The sequence below is a fragment of the Streptomyces sp. NBC_01003 genome (assembly GCF_045162695.1).
In the GTDB taxonomy this organism is placed as follows: Bacteria; Actinomycetota; Actinomycetes; order Streptomycetales; family Streptomycetaceae; genus Streptomyces.
Genome location: NZ_CP108707.1, coordinates 4,649,487 through 4,671,064, shown reverse-complemented (window position 1 = coordinate 4,671,064; position 21,578 = coordinate 4,649,487). Strand labels below are relative to the sequence as shown.

Annotated in this window: 25 protein-coding genes; 6 read left to right on the top strand and 19 right to left on the bottom strand. The window is 66.7% G+C overall.

Features of this window, described 5'->3' with window-relative positions:
* The 14 genes from OG698_RS21350 to OG698_RS21285 all read right to left on the bottom strand — a co-directional run bounded on the left by OG698_RS21350 (position 1) and on the right by OG698_RS21285 (position 9,072).
* Positions 1 to 861: a bifunctional DNA primase/polymerase gene (locus OG698_RS21350; RefSeq protein ID WP_406104726.1), complete on the bottom strand. Its 861-nt coding sequence runs from the start codon at positions 859 to 861 to the stop codon at positions 1 to 3.
* An 87-nt stretch (positions 862 to 948) separates the two neighbouring features.
* Positions 949 to 1,977 (bottom strand): DNA cytosine methyltransferase, encoded by a 1,029-nt coding sequence (locus OG698_RS21345; RefSeq protein WP_406104724.1) that lies wholly within the window; start codon positions 1,975 to 1,977, stop codon positions 949 to 951.
* A gap of 86 nt (positions 1,978 to 2,063) precedes the next feature.
* Entirely contained in the window at positions 2,064 to 2,339 is a 276-nt protein-coding gene (locus OG698_RS21340) for a hypothetical protein (RefSeq protein WP_406104722.1), read from the bottom strand.
* An 11-nt stretch (positions 2,340 to 2,350) separates the two neighbouring features.
* Complete coding sequence (locus tag OG698_RS21335) at positions 2,351 to 2,605, bottom strand: hypothetical protein (RefSeq protein ID WP_406104721.1); 255 nt, start codon at positions 2,603 to 2,605, stop codon at positions 2,351 to 2,353.
* Positions 2,602 to 3,207: a hypothetical protein gene (locus OG698_RS21330; protein WP_406104719.1), complete on the bottom strand. Its 606-nt coding sequence runs from the start codon at positions 3,205 to 3,207 to the stop codon at positions 2,602 to 2,604. Before OG698_RS21330 ends, OG698_RS21335 begins: the two co-directional genes overlap by 4 nt.
* 10 nt (positions 3,208 to 3,217) lie before the next feature.
* Positions 3,218 to 3,406 carry a hypothetical protein gene (locus OG698_RS21325; RefSeq protein WP_406104718.1) on the bottom strand — a complete coding sequence of 63 codons (189 nt, stop codon included), beginning with the start codon at positions 3,404 to 3,406 and terminating at the stop codon, positions 3,218 to 3,220.
* A 5-nt stretch (positions 3,407 to 3,411) separates the two neighbouring features.
* A complete protein-coding gene (locus OG698_RS21320) occupies positions 3,412 to 3,699 on the bottom strand; it encodes a hypothetical protein (protein ID WP_406104716.1) in 288 nt (95 codons plus the stop codon).
* 152 nt (positions 3,700 to 3,851) lie between these two features.
* Positions 3,852 to 6,023: a cell division protein FtsK gene (locus OG698_RS21315; protein WP_406104714.1), complete on the bottom strand. Its 2,172-nt coding sequence runs from the start codon at positions 6,021 to 6,023 to the stop codon at positions 3,852 to 3,854.
* An 84-nt stretch (positions 6,024 to 6,107) separates the two neighbouring features.
* Positions 6,108 to 6,653, bottom strand: coding sequence for a hypothetical protein (locus OG698_RS21310; protein ID WP_406104713.1), 546 nt, complete (start codon positions 6,651 to 6,653; stop codon positions 6,108 to 6,110).
* 28 nt (positions 6,654 to 6,681) lie between these two features.
* Entirely contained in the window at positions 6,682 to 7,068 is a 387-nt protein-coding gene (locus OG698_RS21305) for an RRQRL motif-containing zinc-binding protein (protein ID WP_406104712.1), read from the bottom strand.
* Positions 7,068 to 8,177, bottom strand: coding sequence for a conjugal transfer protein (locus OG698_RS21300; protein WP_406104710.1), 1,110 nt, complete (start codon positions 8,175 to 8,177; stop codon positions 7,068 to 7,070). The genes OG698_RS21305 and OG698_RS21300 overlap by 1 nt, the downstream gene beginning before the upstream one ends.
* Positions 8,174 to 8,455, bottom strand: a complete 282-nt coding sequence (locus OG698_RS21295) for a hypothetical protein (RefSeq protein WP_406104708.1) — start codon at positions 8,453 to 8,455, stop codon at positions 8,174 to 8,176. Before OG698_RS21295 ends, OG698_RS21300 begins: the two co-directional genes overlap by 4 nt.
* Entirely contained in the window at positions 8,452 to 8,745 is a 294-nt protein-coding gene (locus OG698_RS21290) for a hypothetical protein (RefSeq protein WP_406104706.1), read from the bottom strand. Before OG698_RS21290 ends, OG698_RS21295 begins: the two co-directional genes overlap by 4 nt.
* 141 nt (positions 8,746 to 8,886) lie before the next feature.
* Complete coding sequence (locus OG698_RS21285) at positions 8,887 to 9,072, bottom strand: pRL2-8 (RefSeq protein ID WP_406104704.1); 186 nt, start codon at positions 9,070 to 9,072, stop codon at positions 8,887 to 8,889.
* Between the two features lie 537 nt (positions 9,073 to 9,609).
* Here OG698_RS21285 and OG698_RS21280 point away from each other — a divergent pair.
* The 5 genes from OG698_RS21280 to OG698_RS21260 all read left to right on the top strand — a co-directional run bounded on the left by OG698_RS21280 (position 9,610) and on the right by OG698_RS21260 (position 14,884).
* A complete protein-coding gene (locus OG698_RS21280) occupies positions 9,610 to 9,990 on the top strand; it encodes a GntR family transcriptional regulator (RefSeq protein WP_406104702.1) in 381 nt (126 codons plus the stop codon).
* A 133-nt stretch (positions 9,991 to 10,123) separates the two neighbouring features.
* A complete protein-coding gene (locus OG698_RS21275) occupies positions 10,124 to 11,308 on the top strand; it encodes a helix-turn-helix domain-containing protein (RefSeq protein ID WP_406104701.1) in 1,185 nt (394 codons plus the stop codon).
* A 17-nt stretch (positions 11,309 to 11,325) separates the two neighbouring features.
* The gene (locus tag OG698_RS21270) at positions 11,326 to 12,033 is read left to right on the top strand and encodes a creatininase family protein (RefSeq protein ID WP_406104699.1); all 708 of its coding nucleotides are present in this window, start codon (positions 11,326 to 11,328) and stop codon (positions 12,031 to 12,033) included.
* 199 nt (positions 12,034 to 12,232) lie between these two features.
* Positions 12,233 to 13,417, top strand: a complete 1,185-nt coding sequence (locus OG698_RS21265) for a hypothetical protein (RefSeq protein ID WP_406104697.1) — start codon at positions 12,233 to 12,235, stop codon at positions 13,415 to 13,417.
* Positions 13,418 to 13,606: 189 nt separating this feature from the next.
* Positions 13,607 to 14,884, top strand: coding sequence for a hypothetical protein (locus tag OG698_RS21260; protein ID WP_406104695.1), 1,278 nt, complete (start codon positions 13,607 to 13,609; stop codon positions 14,882 to 14,884).
* A gap of 416 nt (positions 14,885 to 15,300) precedes the next feature.
* Here OG698_RS21260 and OG698_RS21255 read toward each other — a convergent pair whose 3' ends face one another.
* The 4 genes from OG698_RS21255 to OG698_RS21240 all read right to left on the bottom strand — a co-directional run bounded on the left by OG698_RS21255 (position 15,301) and on the right by OG698_RS21240 (position 18,671).
* On the bottom strand, positions 15,301 to 17,445 hold the full coding sequence (locus OG698_RS21255) for a tetratricopeptide repeat protein (protein ID WP_406104694.1): 2,145 nt from the start codon (positions 17,443 to 17,445) through the stop codon (positions 15,301 to 15,303).
* The gene (locus OG698_RS21250) at positions 17,442 to 17,852 is read right to left on the bottom strand and encodes a hypothetical protein (protein WP_406104692.1); all 411 of its coding nucleotides are present in this window, start codon (positions 17,850 to 17,852) and stop codon (positions 17,442 to 17,444) included. Before OG698_RS21250 ends, OG698_RS21255 begins: the two co-directional genes overlap by 4 nt.
* A gap of 391 nt (positions 17,853 to 18,243) precedes the next feature.
* Positions 18,244 to 18,474 (bottom strand): winged helix-turn-helix transcriptional regulator, encoded by a 231-nt coding sequence (locus OG698_RS21245; RefSeq protein ID WP_326711646.1) that lies wholly within the window; start codon positions 18,472 to 18,474, stop codon positions 18,244 to 18,246.
* On the bottom strand, positions 18,471 to 18,671 hold the full coding sequence (locus OG698_RS21240; protein ID WP_406104690.1) for a hypothetical protein: 201 nt from the start codon (positions 18,669 to 18,671) through the stop codon (positions 18,471 to 18,473). The genes OG698_RS21245 and OG698_RS21240 overlap by 4 nt, the downstream gene beginning before the upstream one ends.
* Before the next feature lie 109 nt (positions 18,672 to 18,780).
* Here OG698_RS21240 and OG698_RS21235 point away from each other — a divergent pair, with 109 nt between their 5' ends.
* The gene (locus tag OG698_RS21235) at positions 18,781 to 20,052 is read left to right on the top strand and encodes a pentapeptide repeat-containing protein (protein WP_406104688.1); all 1,272 of its coding nucleotides are present in this window, start codon (positions 18,781 to 18,783) and stop codon (positions 20,050 to 20,052) included.
* A gap of 500 nt (positions 20,053 to 20,552) precedes the next feature.
* Here the strand turns inward: OG698_RS21235 and nadE are convergent, their stop codons facing one another.
* On the bottom strand, positions 20,553 to 21,383 hold the full coding sequence (nadE, locus tag OG698_RS21230) for an ammonia-dependent NAD(+) synthetase (protein WP_406104686.1): 831 nt from the start codon (positions 21,381 to 21,383) through the stop codon (positions 20,553 to 20,555).
* Positions 21,384 to 21,578: the final 195 nt, after the last annotated feature.

Below are 21,578 nucleotides of genomic sequence, written 5' to 3'. Positions count from 1 at the left end.
CTACAGTCCCAACCTGGTACGGGCGTTGGTCCACGCGTCGGCGCAGTGCCGCAGCGTTTCGCCCTTGGCCTGCGCGGCGGTGAACAGGCGGCCGACGTGGGCGTCGGTGAGGCAGCCGCACCGGCCGTGCGCGGACAGCACGGCCAGGAACGTGCGGTAGACGGTCGCGTGGACCCCGCTGGACGCTTCGGTGATGCGCTGCTCCGCCATGGCGATGCCCCGTTCCAGGAAGACGGGCGTGCGGTGGCGGCAGGCGCCCTCGACGGCCCGCGCGGGCACAGCGACGGCGCACGGTACCGGGCGGACCGTGGACGGCTCCCTCTCGGTCAGCGCGCGCACTTCCTGCGGCAGTGCCGTGAGGGTGCCGGTGCCGAGCCCGAGCCACCGGGCGTAGGCCATCGTCGACTTGATGTCGACGCCCGCGCGGACGGCGTTAGCGGACTGCATGGCGCCCTGGTAGATCCAGTGCTGTCCACGGGTGGTGGCCACGGTCCGGGTGGCCGGCAGGGTCCGGCGCGCCCAGGCGACGGCGTCGGGGGTATCGAGGTCGACGACGGTCAGGCCAGCGCCGCCGGGGTGGTAGGCCACCGCCGCCGCGTCGCGCCACGCCCGAGCCCAGGCGTGCGAGCTGAGGGCGTGGGGGGCGGTGGTTGCGGCGGCCCAGCCGTGGCAGGGCGCCGGGCAGGTGCACGGGCCGGGGGTCTTCATGTGCGGGCGCCCGCCGCACGAGGTGTACAAGCACGCGGGGCAGTTGGCGAAGGGCACCTTGCCCTTGTGCAGCGGCAGCACGGGCAGGCCGTCAGCCGCGAGCCTCAGCGCGGTGCTGAGGTGGTCTCGCCGGATCGAGGCGGGATGGGTCATGCTGGTTCTCTCCTGCTCTCTTGGAGGGACTGGAGAACCGGGGCGGGCGCAGGCTTGTGGAGAGACGGCGCCCGCCTCGGCGTATGTTCAGGCAGCGTCGACGCAGTGGTCCGCGCTGCGGGTGGTTCGGGCCAGGTAGCGCAGGGCCTGGACGGCCTGTTGTGGTACGACGCCGTTGCCGAGGGCCTTCAGTTGCTGAGTGCGAGTGAGGCCGGGGACGTCGGTGACGTAGCCGGGAGCCAGGCCCATGAGCCACTCGACGAACGGGGGACTCAGCCGATGGCGATCGTCAGTTGCCCGGGGTGCGTGGTGACCGGTGACGGCTTCCCACCGGCGGATGGCTGGGAGGAAACGGCCCCACGCAGCGTCGGGTTGCCCCGCCCGTACTCCGTGCTCGCCCTCTCCCCGTCCGAGGCCGTCGGCGTCGGCAGCAGCAGGCGCGCCGCATCGAGGAGCGTCATCCCGTACCCGGTCCCGTACGGTGTCCCATCCTGCCGGTAGTTCGCTGTCGTCCCCGGGAACGAGGCGTTGGGCGTAGGCAGAAGAGCCACGGCTGTCCGTAGGTCCGGGCCGCCCGTCCCGTGTTCCCCGGCCCCGTTCGTGTCCGAGGTGCGGGGCGTCGGCAGCAGTGGCGTAGAGGAACAGCCGATTCCGTTGGTGGGGAGCGCCGACCTCCGACGCGCGTACAAGGCACCACTCCGCATCGAACCCGAGGCGGGCAAGGTCGGCGAGGACGTCGGCAAACCCAAGTCGAAGGTGGTTTGCGACGTTCTCAAAGATCGCGATGCGGGGTCGTAGTGTGCGAAGGGCGTTCGCGATGTGGGGCCAGATGTGCCGGGCATCGGCGGTTCCTTTCCTTCGGCCGGCGGTGGAGAACGGCTGGCACGGATAGCCGCCCAGCAGCACGTCGACCGGCTCGACGGCGCGCCAGTCGATGGCGGTGATGTCGCCCAGATTCGGCGTGCTGGGGTGGCGGTGGGCGAGGATGCGGCTGGCGCCGGGGTCGTTGTCCGCGACCCATTCGAGCGCACCGCCGAAGACGTCCTGAACGGCCACGTCCAGGCCGCCGTATCCGGTGCACAGCGAGCCGAGCCGCAGCGCGGCGGGAGGACTCATGCTGGTGGTCTCCTGCTCTCTTGGAGGGACTGGAGACCCGAGGCGGGCGCGGGCTTGTGGAGAGACGGCGCCCGCCCCGGGCGTACCTACAGGTCGGTGAGAGCCGCGGTGGGGATCTCGTAGATGTCGATGACGTCGGTGACGTTGGACCAATTGCCGGAGGCGAAGCGGACGTATGCGATGTGCAGCGGGGCGCCGGTGCGGTCGGCGCACTCGTAGACGTGCACCGCTTCCACGCCGGTGTTCCTGCGGGCCCGGCGGATGAGGCCGCGCACGGTGTCCGCGCTGAGGAACTCCGGCGGGAAGACTCGGTCGGAGGAGCGGGTGTAGAGGGTGGCGGCGAGCGCTGTGGTTGCGGTCATGGCGGGGTCTCCTAGCTCTTGGTGCAGGCGGGGTAGCGCTCACCGATGGAGCAGGAGTCGAAGTCGTCGATGTAGACCTGGAAGTCCTTGCGGTCGCCGTCGGCGGTGCGCACGGTCAGGAAGTACGGGCGGGTCGCGCTGGCCGGGGGCGTGCGTTGGGCCTTGGCGACGACGACGCCGGCCGGGCCGTCGGGCAGGGAGCACCCGGCGAGCAGGGCCACGGCGCCGGTGGTCATGACGAGCGCGGCGTAGGTGCGGCGGTTCACGCTGCCTCCTGGTCGGTGGCGGGGAGTTGGGGCAGGCCCGCATCCGTGAGCGCCTGCGGATTGAAGCCGGGCAGCGCGGCCCGGATGAGCAGGGCGGTGGCGAGCTGTTCGGCGTAGGCGGCCCCGGCGCGGGCCGTTTCGATCTGGGCTCCGGCCTCGATGGCGGTGACGCGCTCGATGTGGGCGTGCTCCTCGCGGCGTTCGGCTGTGTGCCGCTCGTGGGCCACGGCGGTGCGGCGGTCGGTGCGCCAGTAGCGGGCCGCCAGTCCGTACGCGGCGACCGTGGCCAGGACCCACAGCAGGAGCGGCAGGGAGAGGCCGTCGGTGTATCCGGCGATGCCGGTGAAGGCGAGGGCGCCGGAGGCGGCGAACGCGGTTCCGGCGATGACCTTGTCTCCGGCGTAGCCGGTGGAGGCGAACACGCCGGCCGCTCCGGCCGCGAGGGACAGCGCGGCCATCAGCACGGCGTTGCCGGTGGAGTGTTCGGCGCCGTTGGCGTTCCAGATCCGCGCCAGGATGAGGACGGTGGAGGTGGCGAGGGCGGGCGCGGCTTTGGGGGCGATGAGGGGCAGCCAGTGCCGGGCGATGATCTGTTCGTTCATGACCTGCCTCCTAGAGGTTGCCGATGGCGTGGATGACGGCGGTGGTGAGTTGGTTGATGGGCCCGGAGGCGCCGGTGGAGGCGAGGAAGAATCCGAACCCGGTGGCGATGAACGCGCTGCCGTAGCCGAGGGTGTGGGAGCGGAGCAGGAAGAACAGGACGAGGCCGAACAGGGCGACGAGCGAGACGGTGATGGCCATCGGGGTTATCCCTTCGCGGCAGGCTTGAAGCCGGGCTGCTTGGTGTCGGTGCCGTCGCGGTAGAGGCGCAGCCACACGTTGTAGAGGTGGCGTCCGACGCGTATGCGCTTGCCGTGGCCCTTGCAGCGGCGGCAGGTCTTGCCGGGCTTGGGCCGCCCCTTGCGGTCGGTCTTGAGCGCGCGACCCATGCCGCGGCACTTGCGGCAGTCCCCGAACGGACTACCTGCGCAGAGACTGGCGTAACCGAGCGTGACGGCGAGTAGGCAGGCGCTAGCAAGGAGGATGAGGGTCATGGGGTGCCTTCCAGGCGGGGTTTCCGGCGTTTACGCAGGTGGAGTGCTAGGTGCGAGTTCGCAGATGGGGGCCGGTTTGGGCTGCTAGCGGGGGTGCTAGACCTAGCAGCGATGGCTGCTAGGTCTAGCACTCGTGCGCGGCGTCCTCCGGACTACTTTCCGTCACGTACGGTGACGACCTTGGTGATGTCGGCGCGGGCGATGCCGCGCCGGGTGGTGCCCTTGCCCTTGTCGGTGCTGCCCCAGACGTCCTGCGCGGCGACGCCGTGGGGCTTGAGGTTCGAGGTGACCGTCTCGCCCTTCCACCCGCCGTAGACCTCCGGGCGCAGGGCGGCGAGCCGGGCGGCGACCTTCTCGTTCCAGACCTTGTCCTCATCGGCCGGCACGACCTTGAGGATGTCGGCCAGCAGATCGAACGCGGCCTCTCCACTCTCGGGCGCCTGGCCGATGGCGTGGCCGGTGACGTTGCCGTACTCCTCGCGCATCGTGCGGGCCCGGGCCACGACCTGCTCAGCCCCGAGCGCGTCGACGAACGCGGACGCCACGATGCGCGGGTCGTCGCCCTCACCGGCCATCCAGCAGATGCCGCGGTCGGTGCGGGAGAACATCGTGGCCCGGTACCCGGCCTTGTACATCGAGGTACCCAGCACCATGTCGTTGGCGGGCTGGCCCATGACCTTGAGGCAGAACCGCAGCACGGCGTTGGCTGAGATGCCGGTGGGCAGCGATTTCGCGTCGGGGCGCTGGGTGCCGAAGAGGGTCACCATGCCGAGCGCGGGACCGCGCTTGCACAGGTCGGTGGCGATCTCTTCGAGCTCCGCGCCGTACTTCTCGTGCTCGAACGGCACCTGGCACTCATCGAACCCGGCAACGATCGGGTGCAGACCAAGGGACTTGTCGTTGGCCAGCTCCGCAGTCACCTTCGACTCGGGGCAGCGTGAGCGCGGCAGGGACTTGATGACCTTCGCTCGCCTGCGCAGCTCGGTGCGCAGTTCCCGCAGCGATTCCAGGACGTACAGGATGTCCTCGTCCTCGTCACCAGCGCGGTAGCGGTGGCAGACCGGCTCCAGGGCGCCGAAATCGCCGGTGCCCTTGAAGTCGAACGCGTACAGCTCAGAGCGCGGATCGAGTGCGGCGATCAGCAGGAACAGACGCATCAGGAACGTCTTGCCCATGCGCGGGATGGACCCGACCACGACGGAGGCGAACATGAGGGTCACGGACACGTCGCCCATGCGCTGGTCGTTGCCGAACACGACCGGCTTGAACAGGTCCACGCTGCCCGACTTGAGCAGCGGCCACGCGGGCTTGGTGGTCTCGTTCATGGGCTTGTCGCCCACCCACAGGATCAGGCGCCCCTCGTGCTCGGTCGGGTCGGCCGAGGGCCAAACGCAGCCGACCTTGCGGCGCAGGCCGGACGCCAGCGGCTTGCGGGCCTCCATGATGTCCTCCGGGGTAACGCCCCAGGGAAGGTCCAGGTCAGCGCGGTATCCGGGCCCATCGCGGGTGATCTCGGAGGTGAAGCGCATCCCGTTCATGTCGGCGCCCTTCTTGATGGCGGCCGACAGCTTCGCGTTGCCGATGTTGTCCAGCGCGCGCAGCACGATCGATCCGGTGAGCTTCTGGATCTCGGTCTTGAGGACCGCGGGGCCGATGACCGGCTGATCCTTGGGTGCGCCCCAGAACCCCGCGACCAGCACCGCAGCCGACGCCAGAACCGTCAGCCAGCCCGGCGCCATGACGTACATGGTCAGCGCGAACCCCGTACCGAAGACCAGACCGACGGTCGTGATGAGGACCCGCAGGCGTACCCGGTGGTCGCGCTGGCGCGACAGCTTCAGGTACTCGGCGGTGTTCTCCCTGTAGACCTCATAGGCGCGCAGCGGGGCCGCCTCCGCGTCCCACACCCACCGGTTGGTGTTGCGGACCATCCGGGCCGCACCGCGCGGCGCGTGCAGCCCGAGCTGCAGCGCGTACCAGGGGGTTCGGATGCCGTGGAAGACGGTCGCATATAACGCGTTGCTGGCCGCGCGCTGCGTGGTCGAGACGAACCCCGGCTTCGAGGTCAGCCAACTCGGCAGGATCGGCTTGCGCTTGTAGGTGGTGATGCCCGGGGCGGGCAGGTCGGGCGAGTCGACCGGCCGCGGCCGGGGCGACTCGTCCTCGTCGTCGTCCGCCTCGATCGGCGCCGGGGCTTCGGCTGGCGCCGGGTCCGCGGCGGGGGCGGGGGCCGTAGCGGCGGGCAGTCCGGTGGTGATGTCGAAGACCTCGGCGCCTGCGCGCTCGGGCTCTTCGGGCTGGCCAGTGACGGTGTTCTCAGACACGGTGGGTCTGCTCCCTCTTGTCGAGTGGGGCGGAAAGGGCCCGGCCGTCGCTGTAGGAGGTGGGCGGCCGGGCCCTTGCGGGGTTCAGGCGGCGTAGGCGTTGAGCTGTGGAGTCAGCGCCGATTCCACGCGGTACGCCTCGTCCTCGTCGGCGGCCATCTGCCGGTCGAGGGAGCGCAGTTCGCGCCGGGACAGCGGCGCGATGTCGAGGTTGTGGCGCACACGGTCGAGGTGCCGTTCCAGGACGCCGGGGCGGGAGAACTGCATGGCGTGCACCAGCTCGTGCACGAGGGTGACCGCCAGCAGGTCGGGGTGGGGCAGCTTGTGGACGTTGAGCAGGATCAGCACCCCGTTGCGCGTGGCCGTGGTCAGGCCGAAGACGCTGCGGGCATTGCGGACGACGATGCGGCGGTTCTTGTCCAGGGCCCCGGGGGAGGCGCCGGGCACCAGGGAGGATTCCGCCCTGGTCGTCAGCTCCCCGATGCCCTGCGGGGTGGTGAGGACGATCTCGACGCGGGGCAGGCGCCCGCGGACGTTGTGCGCGACCAGGTCGGCGGCCGACGGAGCGGCGTGCTGAGCCTCACGCAGGATGTTGCGGCGGCCGAAGACTCGGTAGGCGGTGACCTTCACGATCGATCTCCTTGACGAGTAGCAGGGTTCAGGCGGCGCACTGTTCGGTGGGATAAGCGCAGGTCACGCACATGCCGAGCGAGGTCGGGATCACGTATCCCGCGTCCAAGTGGCAGGCCGGGCAGGTGCGGCGGGCGAGCATCGCCAGGGCGAGCGCGCCCCACTTGCGTGAGGTCATCGGCCGCACGGGCTTGGCGAGGTCGAGGCGGTACAGGAACGCCACGCTCACGCCCGCTTTGCGGCGGCGGGAGCGGCGCATGAGCTGGGCCGCTATCGGCTGACCACCCGGCCGCAGCCCTTGCGCCCGGAGCTGTCGGTGCGTGGCCATCCCCTCCGGGGCAAGGCGCCACGGGTAGGTAGGGACGCCGTAGCGGGCGCCGGACGGGTCGTAGCACTTGCCGAATGCCGCGGACATCAGGCCGCTGCCGCACTCGCGCGCTCGGCCCGCAGGGTGTCCCGCAGCAGCCGGGCGTTCTTCGGCGAGGTGTGCACCGCGAGCCGGATGCCCTCGGCGGTCAGCTTCGCGTCCGGCCAATCGGCCGTCACAATGCGGGCCTCATCGAGCAGTTGATCGGCTGTCCGCTTAGGCCGACTCGATCGGGCAGCGTCGGGCACACGGCCCGTGGCACCGCGCGGTCGGGTCGACTCGGCGGGCACAGTGCGCTTCTCGATCGGCCGGACCGGGGCCGACTCGATCGCCGGAACGGGCTTGGTCGCAAGGGTCGACTTCAGGAAGCCGACCGCGACCGGAGACGGCAGAGCGATCGGGTTCGCCGTGATCGGCGCCGGGGTCGATTCGGGCAGGTCAGCCGTAGACCGAATCCTCACTGTCTCGGTAGATTCCTCCATATTCGCGCCCACAGGCGGCAGAGCGTCCGGGGCGAGGCGGAACATCGACCCGAGGGCGGCGTCGGCGCCGATCGTGACGCGCTGACGCTGCACATCGAGCAGCCTCGATCCAAGCTCCGCATCGCCCGATCCGACCTTGCGGGCCAGTCGCCACGACGCCCGATCCGACCACTTGCGGATTCGTTCGCTGGGGTGGTTGGCGGCGCGGGCCCGGTGATAGGCGAGCCGCTGGACGACCTCGACCGCCCGGCGCTCGCCTTCCGCGTCGCGTCCCTCGGTGTGAACGGCGATGCGACGGGCCAGGAACGCCATGCCTTCGGCAGCGACGCACATGCCCATCGGGGTGATGGCGTAGATGACGGTCGTACCCGGGTCGTCGGCCGCCATCGCGGCCATCGCCGACGCCGCGGCCGGCAGGGCCCACAGCCCGAGCCGGATCACGCGCGGGGAAGCCTGGCCCAGCATCGTCAGCCCGAGCAGCACGAGCGCGAGGACGGCCGTGGCGCCCTCGCCCGCAGCCACGGCCCCGAGCGCGGTGCCCTTGCCGTACGCCCCACTGATGTTGGAGTACGTACCGGCCCCACCGAACACGCCGGTGGCGACCATCGGCACGAACGCCGCACTCAGCACGATCATCTGCGTCTTCGTCAGAGGCGTGCGGATCTGGGTGTTCATGCCGTCAGCTCCTCACGCAGGCGGCGAAGCTCGATGTCCTTCAGCAGAAGCTCCTGCTGAGCAGCGCTCAGTTCCTTCATCGCGCGGGAGAGAATCGCGCCCACCTCGTCCGTGGTCGCCTCCGCCCGCTCCGCACGGTCATTGGCGGCGTACAGCTCGCGCACGTGCCGGCCGAACGCCTCGTTCGCGTCCGCTCTGATCTGCCGTGCGCACTCGCGGGCCTGCCTGGCGGCAGACTCAAGCTGTTCGAGGCGCGGTGTGCTGACGATGCGGATCATGCCGCCGCCCCCTTCCGGGCCCGGCGGGCGCGGGTGGCGGGCCGGGCCAGCGGGACGACGTTGAAGAGCACCGGAGCGTGCTCCTCGATCGCCGCCGCGGCGATGCGGATCGCCTCGTCCGGCATGCCGGGGTCGTCGGCGAGGATGTCGCGGGCCGCGTCCAGACGCGCCGCGCGGTCCATCTCGCTCTCCCCGTCCACACCCAGCCACAGCTCAACCGGGGTACCGAGGGCGAGTTCGATGAAGTCGGTGCTAGTCACGGCCTGGTGGCCGCTGATGTAGGAACGCATGACGAAACTCCTGATCACGGAGGGATGGGAGGGACCGGAGCGGGCGCGGCTTGTGGAGAGACGACGCCCGCCCCGGCGGACGGTGAGTGCCCCGGCCGGGAGTCGAACCCAGCCGTACGACCATCTGGGCGGATGTTGCAATCAGCGCCGGTTGAAGCCGGGACAGCCATTGACCATGTGGTCCACGCACCGCGGGCAGTCCTGGCGGGGACCAAGCCCCCTGTGCGCCGCGCGGTTGTGGGCGTGGTCCCAGCATTGCGGGCACTCGCCTTTGGGCGTCGAGGTGGACGATGCAGCAGATCGCGCGGCCGTTCCGAACAGGCCCATCACGGCTCCTTCAGTCGGTGTCGGGTGAGTGAGCGTGCGTGCCCCGGCCGGGAGTCGAACCCGTCCTTGCGACCATCGGGGCGGTCAAATACGTCATCGTCACTGCTCTGACGCCAGCAGGGCGGCGCGCACCAGGTGGCGCTCAAGGGGCTGTCCTCCAGGGGTGGAGGCATGCTCCCCAAGGGCGCTTCTCCAGAGCTGGCACGCGAGACAGGACAGGTTCGTCTGCCACGAAGTGGCCGCCGGCGGCCATCACCCGGGCCGTTGCGGGGACGGGGCTAGCCCCGTCAATCACGTCCTCTGTTGAGTTCTCAATGAACAGTCACTCCCGGCGAGCGCGGTAACCCTTAAAGGGCTCCCGTCCTCAAGGAACGGGACTCATCGGCGCATTCGTGCAGGTCAAGCAGTGGTGCATGCAGCGAGGCGGCCCTTCCGGCGTCCTTGCTGGTACGTAACAGCATGTACTAGTACGTGACATCGCGCAAGAGGTCCGCGCAAGGAACGTGCTAGGTCGTGCTAGTGGGTACGCTCGAAGCTGTGACGATCGCTGAGGACGACCCCAGACAGCCGTACGAGCAGGCAGCCGAGACCCTGCGACGTGAGATCAGGGACGGAGTCATCAAGCCCGGCCGCAATGTGGGTTCCGTAAGGGACTTGGCGAGCCGGTTCAAGATCTCGCCGACCACCGTGCAAAAGGCCCTCGGAGTCCTTCGTGATGAGGGACTCCTGACGACAACCGCGCGAGGCAGCTACGCCCGGGACCCGAAGCAGGTCGCCGACGCCGGCAAGTCCGGCAGCGGTCCGGATCTCTCCGAAGTCCTGCTCAAGCTCGAACATGTCACCTCCCAGCTCTCGGAACTTCGCGACCGAGTCGAGAGGCTGGAAGCCAGTCACCCCGGTCGCGCTGACGAGAACTAGTAGGCCCGATTCCGCGCCGGTTGACAGTGGACAGGGGTTAACACCCCCTCTGTGTTACCTGTTAACTCCCCACGTCAGAGGCGCTATTGGGTAATCATGAGGGTCTGCCGCGCCGACTGAGTTGGGGGAAGCGATGGAGACCGAGCTGAAAGCCGCTCGCCGTGCTCGCGGGTGGACGCAGGCTCAGTTGATGGATGCGATGGAGGACGCTGCCCCACGAATTGGCTTCGTCCTCCCATCGCGGGCCAGTCTGAAGACGCAAGTCTCGATGTTCGAGAACGGGCGCCGGCCACCTGGTCCCGAGTACCAGGCCCTCTTCTGCGAGGTCTACGAAGCGACCCGCAAGGACTTGGGATTCGCGTTGGAGGCCGCGCCCTCTCAGCTCGACGCCTTGCCGAAGTTGCCCATGCCCCGGGGCCCGGCGCCCACGGCTAACGCAGCGACTCTCGACTACCTCAAGTCCGTGTTCGTGCAGCATTCACAGGCGGAGCCGCTGGTCGGTCCGCGGTTCCTCGTTCATCCGGTGCTGAGCCAGGTGCCGCTCATCGAGCAGTTATGCAGGGATGCCGCAGGTCCGATGCGGGGCGACGTTCTCCGCGTCGGCCTGAGGTACGCGGAGTTCCTGGGATGGCTCTACCAGGACTCGGGGGACTCGCAGGAAGCGATGCTCTGGACGAATCGGGCCCTCGACTACGCGTACGAACTCGACGAGCCGACGTTGAACACGTACGTCCTCCAACGGCGGGCCAACATCGCCACGGAGGCGGGGCACGCTGGATACGCCCAGGGTCTGGCCAACGCGGCCTTGAAGCACGCGGGCAAGATCCCGGGGCAGGTCGAAGCCGTCGCCTTACGGGCCCGGGCGAATGCCCTCGCCGTCTTGGGCAGCGAGAGCGAGACCGCCCGTGCGCTCGATGAAGCTCGTGCACTCGCGGACAGGAGCCCTGACGATGATGAGGGCCTCGCCTCGTACGTCTCCGTCGCGTACATCGACATGGAGGCAGCCAACTGCGCCATCGAGCTCAATCGTCCAGAGGACGCGGTGAAGCCGTTGGAGGACAGCCTTACGAGGTGGCCCGCTCAGCAGCAACGAGACAGGGGGCTGTGCCTCGCTCGGCTGGCCACGGCGTACGCGCTGAACGAGGACTTGGAAAGTGCCGTCAACGCGGCCACACAGGCGGTGAGCATCGCCCAGGCGACCGGTTCGGCTCGGATCTTGGCAGAGTTGACCCGGCTGCAAACGCACCTGGAGCCGTTCCGCAAGCTCGTGGAGATTGCGGAACTCAACCGAGTCGTGGGCAGTATGAAGGGGACCTGACCAGTTGAAGGAGAGCCGTGAACCTGCTTCCCGCGATCACAACCACTGACGTTCAGGAACAGGAGCCCCGAGTCGCCATTCTCCCGATCGGTTCGTACGAGCAGCACGGCGCCCACCTGCCGCTCATCACGGACACCGCCATCGCGTGCGTCATCGCCCGTGAGGTTGCCGCCGCCTATCCGGTCCTTCAACTCCCGCCCGTGACGATCGCGTGTAGCCATGAACACGGCACCTGGCCGGGCACGGTGAGCATCAGCGCTCGGACCCTTCACGCAGTAGTGAACGACATCGCCGCATCGCTCGAAGCCGCCGGCGTCCGCAAGCTTGTACTCGTCAACGCTCACGGCGGGAACTACGTCCTCTCGAACATCGTCCAGGAAGCGAATCTCACCGAGCCGCGGATGACGCTCTTCCCACAGGGTCGCGAGTGGAACCGAGCCCGAGAGTGCGCTGGCCTTGTCTCCGACGCGCACGGCGACATGCATGCCGGGGAGATCGAAACGTCCATCCTGCTCCACGCGGAACCGGCTCTCGTGCGTGAGGGTTACGAGACCGCGGACCATGACGGCGGCGAGCGTCCGTTCCTTCTGACGCACGGGATGAAGGCGTACACCGAAACCGGAGTTATCGGCTTCCCGTCGTACGCGACGCCGGACAAGGGCAAGGCCGTCCTGGGGAGCCTTGTCGAGGACTTCGTGGAGCATCTTCGGGCGCTGGGGGAGTAGGTGTGCGGATGGCTCGTGCTCCGCGACGGACGCCGGAGACAAATGCAGATTTTCTGTACGAAAACGTAAATCGCACAGCGCGGATCGCTGGCAGCTTTATCCTCTGGATATGACTGCTTCTCAGCCATGCCCCATGCCGATTGCTCACAAGCGGTTGATGGATTGCCATGCAATGTGGCACTCGATGTCGGGTTCCTATATGGAACCCGACAGCTTCCGCATGCATTTAAACTCGTTGATTCAAGGGTTGCGCAATGTGACATTCATGATTCAAAAGCAGAAGGCCGAGCTGGTTGGGTATGAAGATTGGTACACCAGGTTTGTTAAAGAGGTTGGCCCTAAGCCTCTGATGCGCTGGGCAGTAAAGTCGAGGAACAGGGTCGTTAAAGAATCTGACCTCGAATTGCTCAGCGAGGCCAAAATTCGTTGGGTGGGGAACTGGGCGGTTAAAGAGGAGAGGAAATTTACATTCCCTCCAAGAATGTCGTCGCGCGAGATGCTTGGAGCGATCTTTGCGGATCCGGGAAACCCTCGAATGGGTGTCGTCACGGTTTCTCGCAGGTGGGTAGACAAGGCTCTACCCGACTGGGAGCTGCTCCATGCGACCAGGGAGGTATTCATTGAGTTGAGCAGATTGCTCCACACTGCGCACGCTGCCGCTGATGTCTCTCTGTGCGCCCTAGATGACCGGGAGCCTTCGTGTGTAACTCCGGTCATCGATGAGCAGCCGCTAGCTTGCATGGACATCAACGCGGGCGTCAGGCAGGAGCATCTTGACCTGGAGGACGGCTTCGGTATCCGCGAAGTTGAGCATTACCTGAAGCGCGATGAACGGCGGGTGGAGAAGGCCAGGGAGCGATACGGCTCTTTTTCCGTGACCGCCTCTAATCCTATCGAAGCAGCTCCGCAGTTGATGGAGTCAGCGCGCATGGTGCTAAAGAAAGATAAATGCCACATGCCCATGATGTGGTCCTATAGGGGCGGGAAGATCATTGACATGATCTCCCCTAACTTCGCTGACCAGAACGGCAAGTATCTGATGTTTCACCGCCTGGCGGATCGTGTGGAATCTTTGCGGGCGGATGGTGTCGTTCTGGTCATTGAGGCGTGGTGGGCGCAAGGGGAAGCGCTAGATGCGCAGGGTCAGGTAATTCCACCCCGCGACAGGAAGGACAGGAAGGAAGTGCTTCATGTCGCGGCCGCGACGAGAGACGGCGAACGCCGCTCTCTGCTTGCCCCTTTCAGTAGAACTAAGTTGGGAAAGATTGTTTTCGAGGAGACCATCACGGGGCCTGACGAGGAGTTGGAGGTGCTGGGCCCCTTCCTGCCAATCTTCGAAAGGTGGAAGCAGATGGATGAGAGGGAGGAGCGGTGGTCGAGTTGACTGTGGCGACGGGCAACCGGGGGCGGTTTGAGAGGAGGTCGCAGTCGTGGGCGTTCAGCTCTCTCGCTCAGGTCAGAAGCTGAGCGTGACAAGACCTGACGGGTAACCCGTAAACGCCCAAGACACAGGCTTTCGTCATATGTCAAAATGCGGTGCATATTACCGGCAGAGCGCGGGAGAGTGATGTTTGTGAGCACGGATAATGCCGCACCAGATGCCCTTTCTCCTGACTCTCCGCTTCTCGACCTTGAGGACCAGCTGAAGCGGCAGGGTGTTTCGTATCGCTGGAACCCTGTTTATGATGGCGTCGTCCATTCCCTCACGGTGTCTATCAAATCGGGACGCAAAACCAGAGACGTCGACATCTCGGAGAAGCGAGCGAAAGATTGTCTCGGCTTTGAGTTCACCCAGTATCGCGCCCTGGGTGACCTAGACGCCTTCGAAAGGGTGGGAGATACCCCTTGCATTGAGGTGGCTTTGAATAATTCAGGCCCATCATATGTGCAAAACCTTGCGCGACTGCCAGGCTGGGAATTGCTGGAGGATTCAGAGGAAGGCGAGGGTGGCTGGGTAGTCAGGTTCCAGGGGAGCCGAGATGAGCGTTGGACTGCTGAAATCGGGAGCCCCTCTAAAGCGCATGCCCTCTTGTCGGAGGGGTACGGCAGGGCGCCAACGCTGCGCATTTTTCGAAATGCGAGTGGGACGTACGAGGAATCGCTAGCGTTCCTTGAAAGTGTCGGAAGCTCGATTCTATTCGAGTTTGACATGAACTACGGAATTCCGCTCACCATGAGGCGTGCACGCTTTCTGGGTGCGCGACGGGCCAGGCCACGCTTCGTACGGAGTGCACAGTTGCCCACTCTGCCAAGACTTCGCTACGGCAAGGAGCCTTTGAGCCTCTATAATTATGCTCGGTCCGCGACGAGCATGCCACTTCTACAGTTCCTCGCATACTATCAAGTTCTGGAATATCACTTCCCTCGATACAATCAACGAGATCTTCTCGACAGGCTAAGAAATGAGCTTCGAGATCCGCGATTTCGACCAGACGATGAAATGCACCTGTCGCGCATCCTTCGAATATCGCAACAGTCGGGACGCGGCTATGGTGACGAGCGTAGCCAACTCAAAGCAACTATGAAATACAGCGTCTCTGGTGATGCCATCGCGGAGCTGATCTCAGGCGACGCCGCCCTAATGGAGCACTTTTCCCAAAAGAAGCCATTGATCTCAGGGGCGCCTGTAATTGATGTCAAGAATAAAAGCACCTTAGTCGAAACCGTATGCGACAGGATTTACCACATTCGGTGCCTCGTGGTGCACTCGAAAGAGGATGGCGGGGGTAATGCTGACTCGCTCCTGCTTCCCTTCACTTCGGAAGCCGATAGCGTTCGAACCGAGAATGAGCTGATGCGCTTTTTGGCGCAAAAGGTTTTGATTGCCAGCGCTGAGGCGTTGCCCGCTTAGGGATGTACATCTGCCAAGTCGAGCTCCTGACACGATGCTCATCGACGGCCCGTGTATCCCTGCCCAGGCCCCTTGAGCTGGCTCTGGTCCCCCAGGTGTCCCCCGGCGGAGGGCGGCACACGGATCTTCGCAGGTCGTAGGCGGTTAACGGAGCCCTCTGTAAGTCTGCCGACCCTCGGAAGACCGCCCGTCCCGGGCCGTCGCTGGGCCGTCAACGGGCGGCCCGCAACGACAGACAGCGACCAAGTGTGACCCGGCGCCAGCAGGTCAGGAGTGGCCGAGATTGGATCGCAGCAGGCGGCCGGCGGCCCGCATCAATTCCTGCGCAAGAAGCGGTGGAAGTGCGAGGAACGGCACCCTGAGGACACTGCGTTGGTGCTGCGGACGGCGCTGCCCCGGTGTAGCCCACCCCGACTTTAAGTGTTCCTGTACCGATTGAGAAGATCTTGGGCGTTAAGGGTCCACGGGTGTGTCGGGCCTAGAGTTCGGATTCGCCCTTCTGCAACCATCTTTGCTTGCTCGATCGCATCGGCGTGCTGGCCGAGGGCGTTGAAGATGCGGCTAAGGTTGTGCCGTGCATTGAACAGCAACGGGTAGTCCGGTGGGAAAGCCTGCTCGTACCCGGCGAGAGCCTTACGAGCGTGAGGGAGTGCCTCAATCGGTCTATTTGCGCCGATAAGCGCATAGGCGTAGTTCAGTTCAGCGCCGAGCGTTAATGAATGATCCTCGCCGGCTGCGCTGCGGCAGTCTGCAATCAGTGCGGGCCCCGTGGAAAGCAACTCGTCGCTCACTGGGAGCCCAGCTATATCTGGGATTCCAGCCACCTCTAGGAGGCAATTCCGAGCGATGAGTGTGAGTGGATGCGACTTGCCAAGAGTCTCCTCCCGGCCTTGCGCTGCCCGTCTGATCAACGGAATCGATTCCTGGGCCCGTCCAAGATTGTAGAGCGGCAGCGCCAGCCGTAAACATGTTTCGAACGTGTCGGGGGCAGCGGATCCGAGTGTCCGCTCGCATTCCTCAAGTATCTGTTGATATTTGGTCTCGGACTCCTCGAATCGTCCGAGGCGGAAGAGGGCGCGGCCCACACGTTGGCGGAGTCTAAGAACGAAAACATTCTCGGCTTGAAGGCGGGGAGCGGAAATTTCGATGGCTTCATTAGCCAATGCGAGCGCCGAGGCGTAGTCCCCCGACCTGTGAACGGCAATGACGAGCCGGAGGGCGCACTCGGCTGCTCCCTCCACCGCGGATAGTTCAGTCTCCCAGTTCACTACTCGCCGTAGGAATGCAATGACATGAGGAGCGAGCATGATCACCGCAGGGTCTTGCACTCCACGCTCAGGTACTTCTGGCAGCATGGTTTTGAGTACATGGACAGCTGTCGAAGCGAGTTTCTGTCGCTGGTTATGCGGGGTTGCGTGAGCAACACTGTCAAGAAGTATTCCGTGTACGCGTAGGCAGCGTGCGGGGGCTGGCAGGAGTTCGGCAAGAGAGTGGTCGAGCAGCCCTCGGAGGGCCGATTCGACGCGGGTACGGTTCAGCTCTGCGCCAAGTTCGGCATGGGCGAGGACCTTGAGGGGGAGCGGGTCGCCCGCGAAGCAGGCGAGAAGGCGGAGCAGGTGGGTTGCTTCGGGTAGTCCTTGTGTGGTGAGGGCGTCCAGCGAGAGTTGCCAGGTACGACTCAATAGGCGCCGGGGATCGCTGTGGGTCTCAGCACCCTGGTCTATGAGTTCGATGCGGTGGAGTCCAGCACCGTTGTCGAGTCTGTGCCCGTAGTCGGCGAGGGTCCACGGGTCAATGACTTGGTGGGCGAGGAATCCGCCGGCGAGGGTGAGCGCGAGGGGAAGGCGTCCCAGGCGGTCGGCGACCTCTGCCGCTTCTTCAATGCTTCCAGCGTGCGGTGCGAAGTCCTGGAGGACGCGGGCGGCGTCTTCGCGTGGAAGGACGCCGAATTGGAGGAGTTCGGCGCCCGGCCACCAATGGGCTGCTGCTTGGCGGGTTGTGACGATGACGGTGCCGGCGGGGCTGGTGCGCAGCCATCCTCCGTCACGGAGGACGGCAGGAGTGTCGGCGTTGTCGAGGACCAGCAACCATGGCTGTTCGGAGCGGTCGAGGTATTGCCAGACAAGGTCGGCGGCGGGGCGTAGGCCGCTGCGTGCACCGGTAAGTTCAGCGTCGGTTGCGCCACGGTCAGCGGCGACAGCGAGCATGCCGGCGCGTAGAGAAGCTGGGTCAGAGGCGTTGACCCAGAGTCCGATGCGGCCGACGTTGTTGGTGGCGTGTTGGAAGAGGGTGTAGGCCACGGCGGTCTTGCCGCAGCCTCCCAAGCCATGGAGGACGTAGACGCGGTTGCCGATGTCAGGCTCGACCGCGGCCCGCAGCCGGTCCATCTCTCCGACGCGGTCGCGGAGCGCCACGGGGGCGCGGCCGACAGCTGGGTGACGCACGGAGTCCGGACCGGACCACTCGGGGCTGTGATGGTGGTGCTCGATGATGTGCTGGTCGCCTGAAGCTTGGTAGACGCGCCCTTGCCCGTCGGCCTGCGCGTCGTTGCCGCCGCTCATCGTTGGTTGAAGTTCTGGTCGCGGCCCGCCTGGTACACGCGGGCGTGCCCGGAGGCGGTGGCGTGCTGGGAGACCGACGTAACGGCTGGCGCGAGCGGCTGTAGCTCGTTGATGAGGGTGCGAAGCGCTTCGGCTTCTTCGGGGTGCGTCACGAGTAGCCGCCGGATGCGGCCTTGCCACTCTGTACCCAGTTCGTCCCGGGATTCGAGGTCGCCGCCTGTCTGAGCGGCTAGCAGGTCTGTCCGGGTCACGTCGAGCTCGGCGGATATCCCCTCGGCCCGATCTGGCTCAGCACGGCGCCACAACGAGGCAATGCCGTCTCGGGCTCGTTGCCACGCTTCGGTGGTCAATAGAGTGACCAGGGTTGTGCCTGCTGTACCCGCCAGCGCGACTATCTCTGGATCCACGAACTTGCCCCCTCTGGACGGTAGTTACCCGTGCTCCCAGGGTAGCCAGGAGTGTTGGTAGCTGCACGATCTTGTGGCAGGTGCCGGACGCTGGATTAGGAGGCCAACACTCAACGATGGGTCTGAGGAGCAGTGCTGCCCTCCGGCAGCGCCTGCGTGTCCTGGGCCGTCACTGGACCGTCAACGGTTGGCCCAGAGCGACCAACGACGACCATCCGCGACCTTCCGCCGCTGGGCACAGGGGGATGGAGCTCTGGTTGCGGCAGGTGGTTGCTGGACCTCATCAATACTTCGACTTCTGACCGGTGCGTCAGCCGCGATCCCGGCTTGATGCGCGCCTGTTCACGCCCCACGGAGGGGACCGTGTCAATGGGGCGGGTGTCGTCGGACGTCAGCTGAGCCGGTAGTCCCGCGAGCCGGCGCCCCGAGCGCGCCGAACGACGCCGGCTTCCTCAAGGCGGCGCAGCTGGTACAGCGCCGACGAGGGGCTAGCCAGGCCGACGGCCGCGGCGATCTCTCGCACGGTGGGGGCCTCGCCGTGATCGGCGATGTGGGCGCGTATCGCGGCGAGCACCGACTGCTGGCGCTCCGTGATGTCCCAAGACCGTCGGACGCGGGTCACGGTTTCTCCTCAGCCTGCTGGCGCAGGTCTGCGAGCTGTTCCCGAGGGACGTCCTGGACGAGGCGGCGGGACAGATCGATCAGGCGACGCCGCAGGCGTGTATTGCTGCGGGTCGGGGCCTCGGCGAGGGCGTTGTAGGTGCGGATCCAGTCGCGCTGGGCCTGCACGATGTCGCGAGAATGCTCGGTGTGCACCATGAACCCAGTAGAGCATGTGTTCGATTTTCTGTGCACGCCGAAACGCGCCCCGGCGCGCCGGGAGGCCATGGCCCGCAACCGCGCCCCCCGGTACAGGCATGTACCGGGTATGAAGACTCCGCACCCGCTTCGCTGGGGCCGTGGCGTACGGGCACGCCGCCGAGCCGCACGGAACACCCTGCCCCTTGAGCAGCGCCGGACCCGGGTCCGGCAGAAGGTCAGGGCCCGCCGGTGGGGCACGATCGTGCTCATAGCGGTGGGTACGCTCGCCTTACTTGCCGGTCTGCCGTGGCTGGTGTGGCGAGGTCCCTACGTGCTCGACGAGAAGTACTTGGACCCCAGTGAGCTGGAGAAGGGGTCGGCTGCCCTGGTCACTGGTCTGCGTACCGCGACAGTCGCCTGCGTCGCCGCCCTCGGTGCCGGGATCGCCCTGCTTTACACAGCTCGCACGTACCGGCTCACCCGGCGCGGCCAGATCACCGAACGTTTCACCAAAGCTCTGGAACGCTTGGGCTCGACGGAGCGATACGTCCGCATCGGCGGCATCCTTGCCCTGGAACAGATCGTCCAGGACGCACCCGAGCAAGCTGCAACCGACGCCGCCCGTGTCCTGGGCCACTTCATTCGCGACCGCGCCCCAAAGGCTGCACTTACCACCCCGACACCGGGCCCCGACGGGCGTACCCCCACCTCCACGGCGCCAGACTCGGAGCAACTCCCTCAAGAGCCAGCCGCCGACGTCCAGGCGGCCCTGACCGCGCTGACCCGCGCGGAATCACGCACCCATGTAGACCCCCGCGAACTCCTCGACCTCCACGGCCTGCACCTCGCCGGTGCACAGCTGCACCGCGCCGACCTCACCGAGGCCTACCTGCGCGGGGCGACGCTCACCGAGGCCGACCTGGGCGGGGCGATGCTCACCAATGCCGACCTGCTCGGGGCGACGCTCACCAAGGCCGACCTGGGCGGGGCGATGCTCACCGGGGCCGACCTGGGCGGGGCGATGCTCACCGGGGCCGACCTGTACAGGGCGATGCTCACCAAGGCCGACCTGGGCGGGGCGACGCTCACCAAGGCCAACCTGGGCTGGGCGACGCTCACCGGGGCCAACCTGAGCGGGGCGACGCTCACCGGGGCCTACCTGAGCAGGGCGACGCTCACCGGGGCCGACCTGGGCGGGGCGATGCTCACCGGGGCCAACCTGAGCGGGGCGATGCTCACCAAGGCCGACCTGGGCAGGGCGACGCTCACCGGGGCCGACCTGCGCGGGGTAGACCTCTCGGATGTTCTAGGGCTAACTCATCCGCTCACAGAAGTGAAAACCGATGAGGAGACCATCCTTCCGCCCAAGCGCGAGAAGTCGGCGGACTCAGAGCACTAGAAAATCTCTGTCAGACCTCGATGGCACACGCTCAAGGCTCGGTGGCACAGGACAGTCTGAGGCGTCCCGAGGAGACCAGGCCCACGCGCGCCAGCAGTGAGGAGCAGTCGGGCGTGACGCTCGGGTCCGAAACGGACCGCATTGTTCACGACTCAAGACAGGCCCTGGGAGCGCGGGGGTGCTGACGGCATCAGACGTCACCAAGTGCTCGGGGGCGGGGTGGATTCCCCCACATGTCCCCCGGAGGCCTTCAGCCGTGGATTTCTCCAGGTCAGGCGTTCACGAACCGGCCCGCTGTAAATCTGCCGGCTCAGCCTTCCCAGGTTCGAATCCTGGCGCCGCCACATGGTGGAGAACCCCCTCCGAACTGCGGAAACGTAGTTCGGAGGGGGTTCTTTGTATTTCGGGCCCGTGCGCGAGGGGTACGAGACCGCGTTGAACAGGCGGTCTCAAGCGATCTCAGACGGTCTCGTACCTACATGGCCCCCACACAGAGCCCTCTAGGGCGCGATGGGGAGTTGGCGCTTGTGGTCGGTGAGGCGGTAGCGGTGGACGATCGTCTCGAAGGCCCGCCCGTCGACCGGCTTGCCCTCCAGGAAGTCGTCGATGTCGTCGTAGGTGACCCCGAGCGCGTCCTCGTCGGCCTTGCCCGGGTCGAGGGTCTCCAGGTCGGCCGTGGGGACCTTCCACACCAGCTCGGCGGGTGCGCCCAGCGAGTCCGCGACGGCGCGCACCCGGCGCTTGGTCAGGCCGGTCAGCGGGACCAGGTCGGCGGCGCCGTCGCCGAACTTCGTGAAGAAGCCGGAGACGGCCTCGGCGGCGTGGTCGGTGCCGACGACGAGGCCGTTGTGCGCGCCGGCCACCGCGTACTGGGCGACCATGCGCTGCCGGGCCTTGATGTTGCCGTGCACGAAGTCCTGGTGGCCCTCGTCGCGGAAGCTCACGTCGGCGGCCAGTGCGGCCTCGATCGCGGCGTCGCTGGCGGGCTTGATGTCCACGGTCAGTACGTGGTCGGCCCGGATGAAGGAGAGCGCGAGCTGGGCGTCCTGCTCGTCGGCCTGAATCCCGTAGGGCAGCCGCATCGCGTAGAACCGCGCTTCGTGTCCGGCGGCCCGGGCCCGCTCCACGGCGAGCTGGCACAGCCGGCCGGCTGTGGTGGAGTCGACACCGCCGCTGATGCCGAGCACGAGGGAGCGCAGGCCGGTGGAGGTCAGCCGCTCGGTGAGGAAGGCCACCCGCCGTTCGATCTCACGCTCGGCCTCGAAGGTCTCGGCGACCTGGAGTTCCCGGGCGATCTCCTGCTGCAGGTCGTTAGACGCCGCCTCGCTCACGTCTGCTCCTTGCTCCGGTTCATGAGGTGCTGTCGCGCCCACCCTACTGGGGGTGCCCGGGGGGCCAGGGGGCGCGGGATGCGCCGGGACGAGGCGTGGACGGGACGTGGACGAAGCAGGCTGTGCCCGGCGCCGCCGCATGGCGGGAAGCTCCCAGGGAAGCCCCAGGGAAGCTCCCAGGGAAGCTCCCGGGGA